The 16,536-nt window shown below is 65.4% G+C and carries 16 protein-coding genes; 11 read left to right on the top strand and 5 right to left on the bottom strand.

Annotation, left to right across the window (positions count from 1 at the left end):
* From AC1DIM_RS15220 to AC1DIM_RS15200, 5 genes are all read left to right on the top strand, one after another.
* A partial coding sequence (locus AC1DIM_RS15220) for an MFS transporter (RefSeq protein WP_477711335.1) occupies positions 1-459 on the top strand: 459 nt, incomplete at its 5' end.
* A gap of 228 nt (positions 460-687) precedes the next feature.
* Positions 688-1,449 (top strand): SDR family oxidoreductase, encoded by a 762-nt coding sequence (locus AC1DIM_RS15215; protein WP_477711334.1) that lies wholly within the window; start codon positions 688-690, stop codon positions 1,447-1,449.
* Entirely contained in the window at positions 1,449-2,789 is a 1,341-nt protein-coding gene (locus AC1DIM_RS15210; protein WP_477711333.1) for an MFS transporter, read from the top strand. The genes AC1DIM_RS15215 and AC1DIM_RS15210 overlap by 1 nt, the downstream gene beginning before the upstream one ends.
* Positions 2,790-2,900: 111 nt before the next feature.
* Entirely contained in the window at positions 2,901-3,335 is a 435-nt protein-coding gene (locus tag AC1DIM_RS15205) for a hypothetical protein (RefSeq protein WP_477711332.1), read from the top strand.
* Positions 3,272-3,538: a hypothetical protein gene (locus tag AC1DIM_RS15200; protein WP_477711331.1), complete on the top strand. Its 267-nt coding sequence runs from the start codon at positions 3,272-3,274 to the stop codon at positions 3,536-3,538. Before AC1DIM_RS15205 ends, AC1DIM_RS15200 begins: the two co-directional genes overlap by 64 nt.
* Positions 3,539-3,702: 164 nt before the next feature.
* On the opposite strand, the gene AC1DIM_RS15195 is transcribed toward AC1DIM_RS15200, so the two are convergent.
* From AC1DIM_RS15195 to AC1DIM_RS15175, 5 genes are all read right to left on the bottom strand, one after another.
* A complete protein-coding gene (locus AC1DIM_RS15195) occupies positions 3,703-4,344 on the bottom strand; it encodes an NADPH-dependent F420 reductase (protein ID WP_477711330.1) in 642 nt (213 codons plus the stop codon).
* A gap of 176 nt (positions 4,345-4,520) precedes the next feature.
* Complete coding sequence (locus AC1DIM_RS15190; RefSeq protein WP_477711329.1) at positions 4,521-4,862, bottom strand: hypothetical protein; 342 nt, start codon at positions 4,860-4,862, stop codon at positions 4,521-4,523.
* 153 nt (positions 4,863-5,015) lie between these two features.
* On the bottom strand, positions 5,016-5,882 hold the full coding sequence (locus AC1DIM_RS15185; RefSeq protein WP_477711328.1) for an amidohydrolase family protein: 867 nt from the start codon (positions 5,880-5,882) through the stop codon (positions 5,016-5,018).
* A gap of 23 nt (positions 5,883-5,905) precedes the next feature.
* Positions 5,906-7,894 (bottom strand): acetoacetate--CoA ligase, encoded by a 1,989-nt coding sequence (locus AC1DIM_RS15180; RefSeq protein WP_477711327.1) that lies wholly within the window; start codon positions 7,892-7,894, stop codon positions 5,906-5,908.
* Positions 7,895-7,937: 43 nt separating this feature from the next.
* Positions 7,938-9,290 carry an MFS transporter gene (locus tag AC1DIM_RS15175; protein ID WP_477711326.1) on the bottom strand — a complete coding sequence of 451 codons (1,353 nt, stop codon included), beginning with the start codon at positions 9,288-9,290 and terminating at the stop codon, positions 7,938-7,940.
* Positions 9,291-9,495: 205 nt separating this feature from the next.
* Here AC1DIM_RS15175 and AC1DIM_RS15170 point away from each other — a divergent pair, with 205 nt between their 5' ends.
* The 6 genes from AC1DIM_RS15170 to AC1DIM_RS15145 all read left to right on the top strand — a co-directional run bounded on the left by AC1DIM_RS15170 (position 9,496) and on the right by AC1DIM_RS15145 (position 16,534).
* The gene (locus AC1DIM_RS15170; RefSeq protein ID WP_477711325.1) at positions 9,496-10,275 is read left to right on the top strand and encodes an IclR family transcriptional regulator; all 780 of its coding nucleotides are present in this window, start codon (positions 9,496-9,498) and stop codon (positions 10,273-10,275) included.
* A gap of 131 nt (positions 10,276-10,406) precedes the next feature.
* Positions 10,407-10,976, top strand: coding sequence for an acetyl-CoA carboxylase biotin carboxyl carrier protein (locus AC1DIM_RS15165; RefSeq protein ID WP_477711324.1), 570 nt, complete (start codon positions 10,407-10,409; stop codon positions 10,974-10,976).
* Positions 10,973-12,325: an acetyl-CoA carboxylase biotin carboxylase subunit gene (locus AC1DIM_RS15160; RefSeq protein ID WP_477711323.1), complete on the top strand. Its 1,353-nt coding sequence runs from the start codon at positions 10,973-10,975 to the stop codon at positions 12,323-12,325. The genes AC1DIM_RS15165 and AC1DIM_RS15160 overlap by 4 nt, the downstream gene beginning before the upstream one ends.
* The gene (locus AC1DIM_RS15155) at positions 12,322-13,803 is read left to right on the top strand and encodes a pyruvate/oxaloacetate carboxyltransferase (protein WP_477711322.1); all 1,482 of its coding nucleotides are present in this window, start codon (positions 12,322-12,324) and stop codon (positions 13,801-13,803) included. Before AC1DIM_RS15160 ends, AC1DIM_RS15155 begins: the two co-directional genes overlap by 4 nt.
* Positions 13,800-14,657 (top strand): HAD-IIA family hydrolase, encoded by an 858-nt coding sequence (locus AC1DIM_RS15150; RefSeq protein ID WP_477711321.1) that lies wholly within the window; start codon positions 13,800-13,802, stop codon positions 14,655-14,657. Before AC1DIM_RS15155 ends, AC1DIM_RS15150 begins: the two co-directional genes overlap by 4 nt.
* On the top strand, positions 14,654-16,534 hold the full coding sequence (locus tag AC1DIM_RS15145; RefSeq protein WP_477711320.1) for a PEP-utilizing enzyme: 1,881 nt from the start codon (positions 14,654-14,656) through the stop codon (positions 16,532-16,534). Before AC1DIM_RS15150 ends, AC1DIM_RS15145 begins: the two co-directional genes overlap by 4 nt.
* Positions 16,535-16,536 lie beyond the last annotated feature (2 nt).

Raw genomic sequence — 16,536 nt, 5'->3', positions numbered from 1 at the left:
GCCCTGACCAGCGTTGTCATCGCACCCCGCCTGACCCACCGGTTCTCCCCCACCCGCGTCCTCGCAGGCATCCTCATCGTCTTCGCCGCCACCCACGTCGCGGCCTCGCAGCTGACCGGGAACACGCCCTGGCTCGTGGTGTGCGTTGTGCTCCTGGGCTTCGAGATCGGCGCAGCCAACACCGTGCTCACCGAAGCAGTCATGGAGGCCAGTGACCTGCCCCGCGCTGTCGCGTCCTCCGCCTACTCCGGCATCCGCTTCTTCGGCGGCGCGATCGGCGCCCCCGTCGGTACCGGGCTGGCGGTCCTCGGCGCCGGGGTACCGTTCCTCTTCGCCGCAGCAACCGCCGTCGTCGGCGCCCTCTTGCTCGCCATCTTCCGCCGCACCCTCACCCCGGCCGACCATCCCGTCCACGAAAGCACAGCATTCGAAGCAGAAGCCATTACCGCCGGCGAGTAACCGGCACGCTCTGCCAGGCCACTGACCGACACACAGGTGGCCACACCAAACCGCCGTCATCGCCGTGCCGGAAACCAAACGAAACCTTGGACTAAACACTAAAGGCCAAATTCCAAGCATGAGTGGCAAGCTAAATGTGTGCCCACATGGGACCCAACTCGGGAACACCGACGAGCGAGCGTCAGCCCACCCGCCTCTGTCCCTCCCCTGAAACATATGGAGAAGACAATGTCACAACGCGTACTCATCACCGCCGGAGCCAACGGTATCGGCCTGGCCACCGCCAAGGCCTTCGCTGCCGCCGGCGCCCGGGTCCATATCGCCGACATCAACGCCGATGCGGTCAAGGCTGTTACCGGCGAGTTCGAGAACATCACAGGGTCCGTCACGGACGTCAGCAACCCCGACGCCGTCACCGCCCTGTTCGAAGACGTCAGGAACGTGCTCGGCGGCCTGGATGTCCTGATCAACAACGCGGGCATCGCCGGCCCGACCGCCCCGGTGGAGGAGTACGACGCCGGCGCGTTCGCCGCCGTGATCGGCGTAAATCTCCAGGGGACATTCAATGTGACCCAGCAGGCGATCCCGCTGCTGAAGGAATCCGACGCCGCCTCGATCGTGACGATGTCATCGCTGGCCGGCCGCTTCGGCTACCCGAACCGGGTCGGGTACTCCACCACCAAGTGGGGCCTGGTCGGTTTCGCCAAGACCCTCGCCATGGAGCTCGGACCGTTCGGCATCACTTCGAACACCATCCACCCGGGCGCCGTGGACGGCCCCCGCATCATGAGCGTCTTCGAAGGCCGCGCCTCCGTCTCCGGGCGCACCGTCCAGGAAGAAATCGACTCCGCCATGGCCAACCAGTCGGTCAAGAAGTTCATCAACCCGGACGACATCGCCGCCCTGATCCTCTTCCTCGCCGGCCCGCACGCCCGGACCATTTCCGGCCAGATGTTCCCCATCGACGCCGACTCCAAAGCCGCCGTCTAATGAGCGGCCCCACTGTTCCCGCCGGGGCCGGAGCCAGCGGCCGCAACACGGCCGGCTCCGCGCCCCTGCGGCACGCGCCGGCCACGGCCGCCGCGCCGGTGCCGGGCAGCCTGTGGCGCGGACGCTTCATACTCATCATCGGCATTGTGCTGCTGGGCATCACCTTGCGCCACGCTGTCACCGGGCTCTCCCCGCTGCTGCCGGTGGTCCGGGAAGCGCTGGGGCTCGACGTCACCGGGGCCAGTTTCCTGGGCATGCTGCCCACGCTGAGCTTCGGCATCGCAGGTTTCCTGGCTCCCGTCCTGATCCGGGCCCGTGGCCCTGAACTGACCGCGGCGCTGGCCATGGTTCTCGCCGCCGTCGGCACTTTCGGCCGGGCGTTCACGGACAGCGTCCCGGTCTTCTTTATCCTCAGCGTTGTGGCCCTGTTCGGGATGGGCTTCGGCAACGTCGTGGGCGCACCGCTGGTCAAGAAGTACTTCCCGGACCGCCAGGCGGTCATGCTCACCACCTTCGCGCTGCTCATGCAGGCCGGCGCGACGCTGCCGGCCATGACCGCGGTTCCGCTGAACAACGCGGCCGGCTGGCGGGTCTCCCTCGCGTCCTGGTCCGTCCTGTCCCTGGCCGCGGCGCTGCCGTGGATTATTCAACTGGTCCGCCTCCGCCGCGCCCATTTCCTGCCCGGTCCTGCGGGGACTGCTGCTCCTGGCATCGGTGCGCGGTTCGGGCTCGCGAAGCTGGCGACGAGCCGGATCGCCGTGGGCACTGCGCTGTTCTACGCGATGGCCTCGCTGAACACCTACGGCATGCTGGCCTGGCTGCCCACCATCCTCAAAGATGGTGGCCTGGACCTCGACGCTGCCGCCGGCGCCTTCTCCGTCTTCACGTTCATGACCCTGCCGATGGCGCTTGTTGTCCCACTGGTGGCCAGCAAACTCAAGCACGTGTTTCCATTGGCTGCAGTACTGGCCCTGGTGTATCCGATCGGCTATATCGGGCTGGTCCTTGCCCCCGGGATGCCGCTGGTCTGGGCCCTCATCATGGGCCTGGGCGGCGGCGCGTTCCCCCTGGCCATCACCATGTTTAACCGGCGCACCCGCACGGCCGGCGGGTCCGCCGCCCTCGCCGGGTTCGCCATGGGCGTGGGCTACCTGTTCGGCACCCTGGGCCCGCTGATCGGCGGCGCACTCTATGCGGCGACCGGCGGTTGGACCGCGGCCCTGCTGACCTTCGCGGCCACCGGCCTGGTCATGCTGGCCGGCGGCTGGATGATGACCCCGACCAACAGTTTCCTCGAAGACAAATTCATGCCCGTCACAACTGATCGGCCGCATTCGTGACCCGCTGATTTACCTTGGTGTGGCCGAGGGTCGGCCCGGCTTCGGTTCATTTAGCGGCGGCGCGGCCGCGCGCCAATCTCTGGAAATAGCCGATCTGCGGGAGAATGCATTATGGCTGACTGGCAAGCGACACTTTCCGTCTGGGCCGGCGCCTGGGCTGCCGTGCGGGGACAGACCTCCATCCCGGACGGCGCCGGAGTCCTCACCGCACCGGCAGGCGGCCAGACCGTTCCGGAGTACATCCTCCCCTGGCCCGGCAGCGACGCCGACCGCGCCGCTGAAACCGTCTGCCACCACCCCGGGGCATTGTTGACCCTGGTGACCGGAGAGCCCGGGGCAGCCATGAGCTACGCCGCTGCCCGCGGCTTGGCACCCGTGGACCAGGCCGTGCTGCTTACCGCCCCGACAGCGGAGCTGAACGCCGTGCCGGAATCACCCGAAGGTGCGGAGCTTGCCCAGGCGCCCTCGAACTCTACGACCTGGTGGAAGTATCCGTCTTTGACCATCCCGTTGCCAGCGGCCGCGTCAGGATCGATGATGGGATAGCAGTCGTCGGCGGGCTGGAGAGCGAGACGCCCGGAGCCGGTAAAGGCTTCGAGCGTGCGGTTCTGGCAGCACTGGCGGATGAGGCTTTCGGGCACGGCGCGGACACCCTCTACACCATCCTCCTGCCGGACCAGGTGGCAAATTACACGGCCGACGGCTGGACCGCGGCCGCTCACCTCACCCGTTTCAAGGCAGCCCGGTGAACCTTCGATTGCATCCTCCACTGCCCACGCAAAAACGTGATACCCACAAACCATAGTGAGGACAAAGAGGCGGGCGAGGACCTGCAGCACGAGGCTCGTCATCCATAGCGGAGCCTTCTTCGATCAAGCCCGGTGAAGTCCGGCTGCACCCATAGGTGGGCGGGTTAGCCAAGTATTTTCAGTGCCGTGCCCCAGTTGAAGTCCGCGTATTCCGGGTTGGCCTGGAGGGCCATCAGGAGCAGCTGGAAGCCTTCGAGTTCACGGGCGTGATGGAGGCCGCCGACCTGGAGGGGGCGGAGTCCCGCTGCGGTGACAAACTCTGCAACTTCCTTCCGGGCATCCTCGGAATCCGAGGCGATGAAAACATCCAACGGCTGGCCATCGACCTCTCCGGCGAGCAGGGTACCGGCGAAGGTGGTGTTGAAGGCCTTCACGACTGTGGCTTCCGCAGGGGCCAGTTTGGCGATTTCCTCCGCCGCAGAGGTCCCCGGGCCGACGACGAGCGAATCGAACGTTTCGAAGTTGATCGGGTTGGTGATGTCGATGATGATGCGGCCATTGAGTGCATCACCGTAACCACTGACCACTTCCTTGGCGGCGTCATACGGGAGGGCAAGCACCACGATCCGGCCCGTCGGAGCCTCGGTGGACGCGGCGCCTGTGGCGCCTCCTCCCAGCTCGGCGGCGAGCTTCTGCGCTTCCTCGGCGCTCTTGTCGAGGACCTGGACGGAGCGGCCGGCCGCGACCGCGCGGGTGCCAATGCCCCGGCCCATATTGCCCGAACCAACGATGGTGATGTCAGCCATGATGTTCTCCCTTGAACGACGAAGCAGATAACTTCCGAGTCACAGCATCAGGGCCGGCATCCATCCGCCGACCGATGCCCTGCATTTGAAAAGTCAACCAGTCCTACCGACACTTGACCAGAGAACGCCCGTTATCACTTTGGCGGCCCCTGGTTGCCAAAGGAGGCCCCGCCCCATCAGATCCGTCCCCGGAGATCCCCGCCGCGAATTGCAGCCTGTACGCCGTTGAGCGGCTGCCCTCCGCTGATCGAGTCGGCCATGGTTGAGCTCGACGGCGCAATCAGGCACCGATGCCGGCGCGCTTGGAGAAGGAGGAAACCATGACGGATGAGCAGGTTGACCGCAATCTCAAAGGTATGGACGATCTGGACTTCGACTGGAAGGGCCAGCAACCCACCCATGGCATCCAGGAACACATCGACGCCATGAAAGCCTACGTCGAATCCCGCGGGCGGCACACCGCCCCAAATCACCTCGCATCCCATCGCTTTCAGATCCGGAGAGTGGACCTGCGTCATCGGCGAATTCGAAGGCGGCGGCCGCATGGTCACCGTAACCAAATGGAACGACGGCGCCATCACCGAGGAATAAAGACCAGGGCACCCCACCGCGTGAGCGGCGGGGTGCCCTGGTCTTTGCCCGCGTGAAGTGAAGGGGGCTGTGCCTATCCGTCAGACCTCAAGTCCGAGCAGTCGGATCGCATTCTCGCGCATGATGAGAGGGCGCACCTCAGGCTTGATGGCCAGTTTCTCAAAGTCCGCGATCCAGCGGTCCGGCGGGATCATGGGGTAGTCGGACCCGAACAGGACCTTGGTCCGCAGGAGTGAGTTCGCATATTGGACCAGCTGTGGCGGGAAGTACTTCGGGGACCAGCCGGAGAGGTCGATGTAGACGTTGGTGTGCCTCGCCGCGACGGCCAATGCCTCATCCTGCCAGGGGAATGAGGGGTGGGCCATGATGATCTTCAGGTCCGGGAAGTCCACCGCGACGTCGTCGAGGACGATCGGGTTGGAGTATTTCAGCCTGATCCCGCCAGAGCCCGGCATGCCCGAACCGATTCCGCTCTGCCCCGTATGGAAGAGCGCGGGAACCCCCAGTTCCTGAATCGCCTCATAGAGCGGGTAGGCCATGGGATCATTCGGGAAGAATCCCTGCAGGTTGGGGTGGAACTTGAAGCCCTTGACTCCGAATTCCTCCACCAGGATTTTCGCTTCCCGCACGCCCTCTTCCCCTCGGGCGGGGTTGATGCTGGCAAACGGAATCAGTACATCGGGGTGTTCGGCCGCCTGAGCCGCGATTTCACGGTTGGAGATGGGCGGGTGCCCGGTCTGGGATTCGTGGTCCACGGTGAAGACGACGGCGGCCATGTTGCGTTCGCGGTAGTGCGCGGCCACGCTTTCGACGCTTAGCGGTTCGTGGGAGGTTCCGAAGTGCTTGCGGGCGGCTTCGCGGAAGTCCTCGGGCATGTCGGTGTGGCCGTGGCCGTCGGCTTCGATATGGACGTGCATGTCGATGGCGACGAGGTCTGAAATGTTCATCGGATTTACGTTTCTGGTAGTAGTCACGCGGCGAACGCCTTCTTGATGAGCCGTACTGTCTCGCCGACATCGTCCGGCTTGACGAGCACGCCCGGGTCCAAAGCGTCCCCCATCACGGCACCCTGGATAACACGCTTCAGCGGGATTTCGAGCCTCTTGCCCGAGGGGTTACGGGGAATACTGGGGACGAAAACGATGTCGTCGGGTACGTGGCGGGGCGACAGTTCCGTGCGGAGCGCCCGGCGGACAGCCGCTTCCAGCTGTGCAGTATCGGCGCCTTCCTCGGCTTCGATAAGCAGGGCCAGTCGACCCATTCCGCCGGCCGGGTCTTCAAAGTGCAGCACCATGCTGTCGTTGACCTGCGGCAGACCGTCGAGTACGGCGTAGAACTCTGCCGTCCCCAGGCGTACGCCGCCGCGGTTCAGGGTGGCGTCCGACCGGCCCGAAATCACCCAGGTCTTGCGCTCCGTCTCGATCAGCCAGTCGCCGTGCCGCCAGACGCCGGGGTAGGCGCCAAAGTAGCTGTCGGTGTAACGCTCATTGTCTTTGTCCCCCCAGAAGAAGACCGGCATGGAGGGCATGGGCTGGGTGGCAACCAACTCCCCCGCGGCGCCGTGCAGGGGGTGCCCCTCCGAGTCCCAGGACTCCACGGAGACGCCCAGAGGGCGGCAGGACATTTCGCCCGCGTAGACGCCGGTGAGCGGGCTGGCGCCCAGGAACGCGGCGCAGATATCAGTGCCCCCGGAGGTGGGGGCGAGCACCAGGTCAGGGCTGACGGCGTCGTACACCCAGGCCGCAACGTCGGCCGCGAGCGGCGAGCCCGAGCACTGGATCTCGCGGAGCCTGCTGAGGTCCCACGTGGTACCGGGCGTCAGTCCGGCGTGCGCGCAAGCGGCCAGGTAGGCCGATCCCGTGCCGAGGTACGTGGCTTCCGTCTCGGCCAGCACCGCCCACTGGGACCATTCGCCGTCCAGCGTTGGCCAGTTGGGGTCGCCGTCCATAAGAACGACGGCGGCGCCGGTGAGGAGGGTGGAGATGCCCAGGGTCCACACCATCCAGCCGGTGGTGGTAAACCAGAACGCGGTGTCCTTCGGGCCCATGTCGAAGTGCAGACCCATGGCTTTGAAGTGCTCAAGCAGCAGGCCGCCGTGCGAGTGCACGATTGCTTTGGGCTTGCCCGTGGTTCCGGAGGAGAAGAGCACGGTCAGCGGGTGGGAAAACGGCACGGCCTCGAAGCGGATGTCGGCGTTCTCACTCGTGAAGTCGGCATAGGAAATGGTGTTGGGCGGCATCTGGCAGTCCTGGTCTAGGTACGGCAGCAGCACCACCTGCGTGTCCGGCAGCTCCATCCGGACCCGCACCAGGTCGTCTGCCCGCGACAGCTCCTTCTTGCCCCAGCGGTAGCCGTCGATGGCGATGATCAGTTTCGGTTCCAGCTGGCTGATCCGGTCCACCACGGATTTGGGGCCCATTTCAGGTGGCACCGAGCACCAGATGGCACCCAGGGCTGTCGTAGCCAGGTAAGCGGCGAGGGTCTGCGGAATGTTGGGCAGATAGCCGGCCACGCGGTCCCCCGCCGTGATGCCCTGGCGGATCAGCCCCCGCTGGATGCGCCCGATCTCCGTCAGGAGCCGGCCGCCCGTCCAGTCGGAACTGCCGGCGGTCTGGCTCCGGGCCTTGACCATGATGTCATCCCGGCGGCCGCGGACCGCACGGACAATGTGTTCGGTGTAGTTGATCGTGGCCCCCGGGAACCACTCCGCCCCCGGCATCCTGCGGTCGCCCAGGACTGCCTCATAGGGCGTGTGGGAAATGATGTCGAAATGGTCCCAAACCTCTGCCCAGAATTCTTCGAGGTTGTCCACGGACCACTGCCAGGCGTCCTCGTACTCGGCGAACGTCCGGCCGGTCTTCCGCTCGACATCGGCCAGGAAGCGGCCCATCCGGGATCCGGACCATTCCTCGCGCTGGGGGGCGGCCCGCAGCAGGGTGCCGGTTTCAACTGATCGCATGTGTTTTCCTTCTAGTTCTTGGCGGGGAGGGTGCGGATTCCGCTTATGCGGCAGGTGTACTGGGCGCCAGGGCGGTATCTGCGGCGGCCGGAGGCTGTGTCCGCTTCAGCGATACACCCAGCGACACTATGCACAGGGCGGAGGCTGCGAGCGGAATGGCGAAAAGGAAGAAGATCCGCTCCGGCTGCCAGCCGCCTGAAATCAGGTAGCCCACGAGGATGGGGGCCACGATCGACACCAGGCGGCCCAGGCCGATCATCCAGCCAATGCCGGTGGCCCGCGCCCTGGCGGTGTACACGTCGGGAGCCACAGCGTAGAAGCCGGCGATCCCGGCCGTGGTGAGGATGCCCAGGAAGAGGGCAACGACGACGGCGACGCTGATTTGGGTGAAGACCACGCCGAAGAGCAGGTATGCGGCGGCGGCGAGGCCAAGTGCCCAGACGAGCAGGGGGCGGCTGCGGTACTTGATAGCGAGGCCGCTGAAGATGAAGCAGCCCAGGATGCCGCCGGCGTTGGCGATCACACCGATGGTCACGCCGAGGGAATCATCGCCGGAGGCACCGGCCACGATCTTGGGCGTCCATGTGTTGGCGAAGTAGTAGGCCGCCACCAGGCAGGCATAACCGATCCAGAGTGCCAGCGTGCGGAAGCGGGTGGGGCGGCTCAGGATTTCGGCCACGGCACCCTGCTGGTGCACGGCTGCCGGGAGGGCGGGGAGGTCCGCCAGGGCCGGACGCCCGATCTTGGCGAGGATGCCGTTGACCTTCGGCAAGGCATTCTCGGGGCGGCGGGTGAGCAGGTAGTCAAGGGATTCCGGTAGGAAACGCCAGGAGATGAGGAGCATCAGGACCGTCAGGGCCGCCCCGACAATAAAGACGGAATGCCAGCCGAACACGGGGATCATGGGGCCTGCCACAAGGCCGCCCACCGTGGCACCGATCGGGTAGCCGGCCGCGTAAATGCCGATAATGGTGCCGCGCCGCTTGTCCGACGAGTACTCGGAGACGAGGACGTTCAGGTTGGCCATCATGCCGCCAACACCCAGGCCGGTGATGATCCTAAACGCCATCAGCTGCATGGCATCACCGGCGAAAACGGAGAGCACCATGCCAATGCTGATGATGACCAGCGAGATCAAGGCCAGCTTGCGGCGGCCGATCTTGTCCGCGAGCGGAGTCAGGAAGATGGAGCCTGCGGCCATCCCGAACAGGCTGGCGCTGAGGAGAAAGCCGAGTGTGACGGGGTCCAGCCCCCACGCCCTTGAGAGACTGGGCGCGGCATAGGCCATCACCGCCACGTCGAATCCGTCAATGAGGATCAGCGTCAGGGCAATCGCAACTGCCATCACTTGGAAACGGGTCATCCGCGACTGACGGATTTGGGTTAAGACGTCCATGTCTTCTTTCCTGGTGCCTAAAGATGTGGGGTGTTTGCAGTGAGCCTAGTCACACGCCCTACGACCGTCCACAAGAATGTTAGAGATTTCGTCTAGCGAAATTCTCGCGGGAACTCGTTCGGGCCGAGATTGGCAGCACTTTAGCTACACGCCGCGAGCAATCAAAGGCTAGTCACGCGTCATTGGAGCGTGTCAGTATTCTGCTATGCAAAATTCCGAAAGTCCTTCCAGGCTCGAATCCGTTGACCGGGCGCTGCAACTGCTGATCATCCTGCGCGGCGGTGAATCAATCAGTGTCAAAGCCGCCGGAGAGCGCCTGGACGTGGCACCGTCCACCGCGCACCGGCTCCTTGGCGCACTGGTGGCCAGGGACTTTGCCGTCCAGGACCGCGAACGGCGGTACCGTGCAGGTCCGCAGCTCTCGCCCCACGGCGAGGCCAATTTCTCCGTGAACCAACTGCGGCAGGTTGGCCGGCCGGCCCTCCAGAAGCTCTACGGCGACATCAATGACACCGTCCAACTCATGATCCTGACAGGCCCCCACATTCGCTTCATCGACGGCATCGAGTCCGAAGCAGCCCTCCACGTTAAGGCCAGGATGGGCGATCTGATGCCGGCCTACTGTTCGGCCGGCGGCAAGGCGATCCTCGCGGAACTCGGCAACATTGAGCTCGAGAAAATCTACCGCGGCGGCTTGACACCCTGGCCCACCGCCAGAATCCACGCCCTGCCTGCACTCAAGCGGCAACTCGCGGCAGTGCGCAAGGCGGGCTACGCAACAAACTTCGAGGAGACAGAGCAGGGCGTCAGCGGCCTTGGCGTGTGCGTCAGGGACACGGCAGGCAAGCCCATCGCCGCCTACACAACAGCCATCCCCACTGCACGGTTCCAGAAGTCGATGGTTCCTGACCACGTGAAGGCGCTCCACGAGGCAGCATCGATGACAGAAAAGGGCCTGCTGGCAGGACTGGACATCAGGGGCTAGATTGCGCACAGCGGAATCTCTTCCGATTCCGTTGCGGACACCGGGATGCCTTCCTACGCTGTAAACAAGTGGCATAGACCACATTTGGCCCTGATCAACGAGGACAGGCGTTACAGAAGGACATTCCGCACATGGACATCGACCTGGAAGAACTTGCGGCAATTATCGAGCAGCTGGATAAGACCGAGTTCACGGATTTTTTGTATGAGAAGGGTGACCTGCGGCTGCATGTACGCAGGGGCGGCCATATTCTGGACGGCGCAATCCACTCGCCTGCGGCTGCCGTCGCGGCTGCCGCACCACCCGTGGCCACTCCACCTGCGGCACCACCGGTGGCCAGTCAGCCAGCACCAGACGCGGCCGCACCCCAACCCCCGGTGCCAGCACCCGCCGTCGTAAATTCCCCCGCGTCCAATGGCCACTCCCCCGCCATAAGCCCTGACGCCCTTCCGGCGGGACACATCCTGGTTACCGCGCCGATGCTTGGCACGTACTACGGGGCACCCAAGCCGGGCGAGCCCGCTTTCGTCCAGGTGGGCGATGCCGTATCCTCCGACGCCGTGTTGTGCATCGTCGAAGTCATGAAGCTCATGAACTCCGTGACCGCGGGCGCAGCCGGCGAAGTTGCTGCCGTTTTCGTTAAGGACGGAGACCTGGTGGAGTTCGAGCAGCCACTGTTCGCTATCCGGGCCACCTCATGAACCACCGGATCTTCGTAGCCAACCGCGGCGAGATCGCGGTCCGCATCATTGAGGCCTGCGACCGGCTGGGGTACGACACCGTCCTCGGGGTCTCCACGGCGGACAAAGACACTCTTGCTGCCAAGCGGGCCGGCCGGGTGGTGACTATTGGCGGGCCGCGGCCTGCCGACAGCTACCTGAACATGAACGCCGTGGTCCAGGCTGCCCTGTCTACCGGGTGCACCGCGGTCCACCCTGGCTACGGTTTCCTCTCCGAACGTCCGGCCTTTGCCGAACTGTGCGCTGAGAACGGCCTGACCTTTGTGGGTCCGTCACCTGAGGCGCTGCGTGCACTGGGCGACAAGCTGACTGCGCGGCGACTGGCCGAATCCGTGGACGTTCCCGTCTCCGCCGGCGGCACCGCGCAAACGGCGGAGGAGGTCCAGCAACTGGCCGAACGCATCGGCTACCCGGTGCTCATCAAGGCCGCCCACGGCGGAGGCGGCCGCGGCATGAAACTCGTGGAGAGCACCACGGAACTGGCCGAGGCCTGGCAACTTGCATCCTCCGAGGCGGAGGCATCCTTCGGGGACGGCACCGTATTCCTGGAACGGTTCGTCCAGGACGCCAAGCACGTGGAAGTCCAGATCCTCGGAGACCGCCACGGCCACCGCGTCCACCTCGGCGAGCGGGAATGTTCGGTGCAGTACCGCTACCAGAAAGTCGTGGAGGAGGCGCCCTGCACCGCCCTGCCGGAGGCCACCCGCACACTCCTTTATCAAAGTGCCCTCCGGATCGCGGAGGCCCTGGACTACGTGGGCCTGGGAACCGTGGAGTTCCTCTACGACGTGGAGCGTGATTCGCTCGCCTTCCTCGAAGTGAATCCGCGCGTGCAGGTGGAGCACCCTGTTACCGAGGCCATCACCGGCGTCGACCTTGTCCGTGAACAGCTGTTGGCGGCGCTTGGCGAACCTCTGTCCTTCACCCAGGCAGACGTCGCCCTTGCCGGACATGCCATCGAATGCCGCATCACCGCCCAGGACCCGGAGAACGATCTGCGGCCCTCGCCGGGAACGGTCACCCGCTGGCGCCCTTCTGCCGCTGGTGGACTCAGACTCGATACGCATATCTACGAGGGCTACCGCTTCCCGCCGTTCTACGACGCACTGATGGCCAAGCAGATCGCCTGGGCACCGGACCGTGCCGCCGCCGTCGAACGGATGGAACAGGCCCTGGCAGCCTTCGTGATCGAAGGTGTCACCACCTCGCTGCCGCTGCTGCGCCGGATTCTGGCCCATCCGGTTTTCCAGGACAACACGGTGACCACCCACTGGCTGAATGAACTGATGATGGAAAGGGTGAACTCATGACCGACGTCAAACTTGTCGACGTCTCCCTGCGGGACGGCAACCAAAGCATCTGGGGTGCCACCGGAGTCACCACCCGCATGGTCCAGGGCGTCGCACCCCTGCTGGACCAGGTGGGTTACCACGCCATCGAGCTGGTCTCCAGCACCCTGATGGCCACTGCCGTCCGGTACCACCAGGAGGATCCGTGGGAGCGGCTGCGGGCCGCCCGCGACCTGATGCCCAACACCCAGCTCGGCTTCCTCACCACGGGCAAACGATTCATCTCGTTCCACCGCACCCCGGACGCCGTCTTCGAGCTTGCCTTCCGGCTGCTGGTCCGCAACGGCGTCAAACGCCTGTGGGTGATCGACCCCATGCATGACATGGAGGGGGCCAAGCGCACAGCCGAGATGGCCAAGCGGGTCGGTTTCGAAGAAGTCATCGGCGGGATCTGCTACACCACCAGCCCCGTCCACACCGACGAATACTTCGCTACCAAAGCCAAGGAACTCGACGACTGCGACGCCATCGACAGTGTCTACCTGAAGGACCCGGCCGGGCTGCTGACACCGGACCGGGTGAAGAGCCTGGTGCCGCTGCTGCGGTCCAGCCTCAACACCACCCCTCTCAACGAGATCCACTCGCACAGCACTACGGGCCTGTCCCCCATCACCGTCCTGGACGCGGCGGACCTCGGCATTGAGACCATCCATTGCGCCCTGCCGCCGCTGGCCAACGGAAGTTCGCACCCGGAAGCCCAGCGGCTGGTCCATAACCTGCGGGCCCGCGGCCACAACGTCACCGTGGACCTGGATGCCATGGCCAAAGCGTCCGCCTACCTGCAACGCCAGGGGCGGATCAAGAACCTGCCCGCCGGCAGCCCCAATGAATACGACGAGGCCTATTACCGGCACACCATTCCGGGCGGGGTGCAGTCCACCACCCGGCGGCAGCTCGGAGAAATCCGACGCGCCGACCTGTTTGACCAGGTGATCGAGGAGTCCGTCCAGGTCCGTGAAGACCTCGGCTGGCCGATCGTCATGACCCCGTTTGCGCAGTACATCGTCACGCAGGCCACCCTCAACGTCATCACCGGTGAGCGGTACAAACAGATCTCCGATGAGGTCATCGACCTCCTGCGCGGCGACTTCGGGCCCCTGCCCGGGGCCGTCAACCCGGAACTGATGGACCGGGCCATGGCCACCAAACGCGGACAACAGCCCGTCAACGACGGCGGCGAGGTCACCATCGCTGATTTGCGGCGGCGCTTCGGGGCCACCATCAGCGACGAGGAACTGCTGCTCCGGGCGGTCATGCCGGCCGAGCAGGTGGACACCATGTACGCCGCGAAGAAGAATTCGGCCACGTCAACGCTGCAGCGGTTGCTCGCAGCAGTGGATGACCGGCCCTCCACCTCGTTGTCCGTCAGCGACGGCACCACAAAATTTTCCATTCAACGCGGACCTTCCGAAAACGCCGCACAAGGGGCCACAGCATGAACGAGCTGATACAKAATTCCCGCGGCTGGGTACTGGACGTCGATGGCTGCCTGATGCGCACCAAGCGCGCAGGCGGTGCCGGCGGCGAAGCCATGCCGCGCGCCGCGGAGCTGGTGGCAGCGCTTTACGCTGCCGGACACGCCGTGGTTGTTTGCACCAACGCCTCGGAGAAGACCCCGGCCGAATACGCCGCCCACCTCCGCTCGCAGGGAATCGGAATCCGCGACGAGGACTTCGTGACCGCCGGCAGCGCAGCCGCCGAATACATCGCACACCGTCACCCCGGGGCCCGGGTGCTGGCGCTCGGAGCGGAAGGTCTGAGCGCCCCTTTGCGCAGCCTGGGCGTGAACCTGGCCGACCCCGCGCAGCCGGAACTGGCCAACGTCGTAGTCGTCGGGGCCGCAAACGGCTACAGCACGGAGCAGATCAATGCGGCCAGCCTGGCGGTCGACGCGGGAGCCCCGCTCTACACCACCGTGGATGTGCCTTGGTTCCATGGCGGCCTCGGCAAATCGGTGTGCGTGTCGGCAGCCGTCGCCAACGCCATCGGCTGGGCGGCCGGCGCCATGCCGCAGGTCGTCGGAAAGCCCTCTGCCGCCCTGGGCGAAACCCTGCTCCGCCGGCTGGGCCTTCCCGCCGGGGAGGTCACTGTGGTGGGCGACGCTACCGTCGAAATCGACCTTGCCCGCTCCATGGGCGCCAACAGCGCCGTGGTCCTCTCCGGCGCCACGTCCCCCGACCTGCTTGCCGCGCTCGAAGGCGCCGCCAGGCCGGATCTCGCCCTGGCGGACGTCGCCGAACTGCTTGAATTCCTCACCCCCTCCCTTTCACTGTCGCAAGGAGCCACATCATGACCGAAACCACCCCGGGCAGCGCAGCACGTTTCCCGTTCTTCAACGAAGCCACCACCCCGGCCGGCGGTGAGGGCTGGGAGTCGATGTACCCCTATTACCTCGTCCCCTCCGAGGAGACCACCGAGCACGAAAATGCCCAGTTCTGGTTCGCTGACACCATGCACTGGTCCCGCGGCTGCCACCCGTTCGACAGCATCGGCGCCGAAGCCGTGTACCTGGGCGTGGGCACGTTCAGCACCCGTATCTTCGCCCTCCCGGTGTCGCTGGGCCTGGACGTCCGGGTGGTCAACGGGTACGTCTACATCTCGCCGCTGGGCGTTGAGGACCCGGCCCGGATCCAGGAGCGCGTAGCCATCTTCCAGGAGCGGGCCGGCTACTACTACGCCAACTGGGACGAGCTCTACGGCAAGTGGAAGACCAAGATGGAAGGCGCCATCGATTCCCTGCGCACCATCGAATTCCCCCGGCTGGGCGAATACGACCCCGCCGAGGTGGTCACCGAAGCACGCGGCCGGTCATCCGCCATGGCTGTGATCGAGAACTACCATCGCCTGATCGATGAATTCTTCTCCATCTGGCAGTACCACTTCGAATTCCTGAACCTGGGCTACGGCGGCTACATCACCTTCTTCCAGTTCTGCAAGCAGGCGTTCCCACTCATCAGCGAGCAATCCATCTCCCGCATGGTGGCCGGCGTGGATGTCCTGGCCTTCCGCCCGGACGACGAACTGCGCAAGCTCGCCGCCCTCTCCCACGAGCTGGACCTGAACGCCATCATCACCGGGGACGGCGGCCCAGACGCCATCCTGACTGCCCTGGCCGAAACCGCCAACGGCCGGACCTGGCTGGCCGCGTTCGAAGAGGCCAAGGACCCTTGGTTCAACTACTTCGCCGAGTACGGCTTCACTCACGACCAGGAGACCTGGGCCAGCGACCTCTCCATCCCACTGCAGGGCATCTCCCGCTACGCGGTCAAGATCGCCAACGGCGAAGACATCTCCCGGCCCATCGAGCGGCTCCGCGACGAACGCGACGAGATCGTGGACGAATACCGCGCCCTGCTCACCGGCGATGAGGCACGCCAGTTCGACGAACTGCTCGGCCTCGCCCGGAAGGTCTTCCCGTACATCGAAGAACACAACATCTACGTGGAGCACTGGTCCCACAAGGTGTTCTGGGAAAAGGCCTGGGACCTGGCCCGCTTCCTCGTTGACGCCGGGTTCCTCGAGACCGCCGAGGACATGTTCTACCTGAACCGTTTCGAGCTGGACACCGCTCTCTTCGACGTCGTGGACTCCTGGGCCATCGGAGTCCCTGCCCGCGGCAAGAAGCGCTGGCAGGCCGAGATCGCCCGCCGCCGGCCCATCGTCGCAGCCCTCCAGGCCGCCAGCGCCCCGCCCGCCTACGGCATTCCGCCGCAGCAGGTCACGGACCCGTTCGCCGTGATGAACTACGGGGTCACCACAGAACGCGTGCAGGACTGGCTCGGCGCGTCCGATGGCGCCACGGACAAGCTCAACGGCATCCCGGGCTCCCTCGGCATCGTCGAAGGTCCCGTCCGGGTGCTGCGTTCCGAAAAGGACCTGCCGCTGCTGCAGCCCGGCGAAATCCTCGTGGCACCGATCACCGCGCCGTCGTGGGCTGCGGCCTTCGCCGTCGCCACCGGCGTGATCACCGACATCGGCGGCATGATGTGCCACGCCGCAATCGTCTGCCGCGAATACGGCATCCCCGCCGTGGTGGGCACCGGCTTCGCCACCGCCCGCCTCACCACCGGCCAAAGGGTCCGGATCGACGGCAAGGCAGGCACCGTCGTCGTGCTTGAACCCGCCCCCGAAACCACCCACGCCACTGACACCGCAGCAGCGGTCAGCTAGGA

The sequence above is a fragment of the Pseudarthrobacter sp. 01T43 genome (assembly GCF_056398665.1).
The sequence above is the reverse complement of the archived record's forward strand: the minus strand, read 5'-3'. Positions and strand labels throughout refer to the sequence as shown.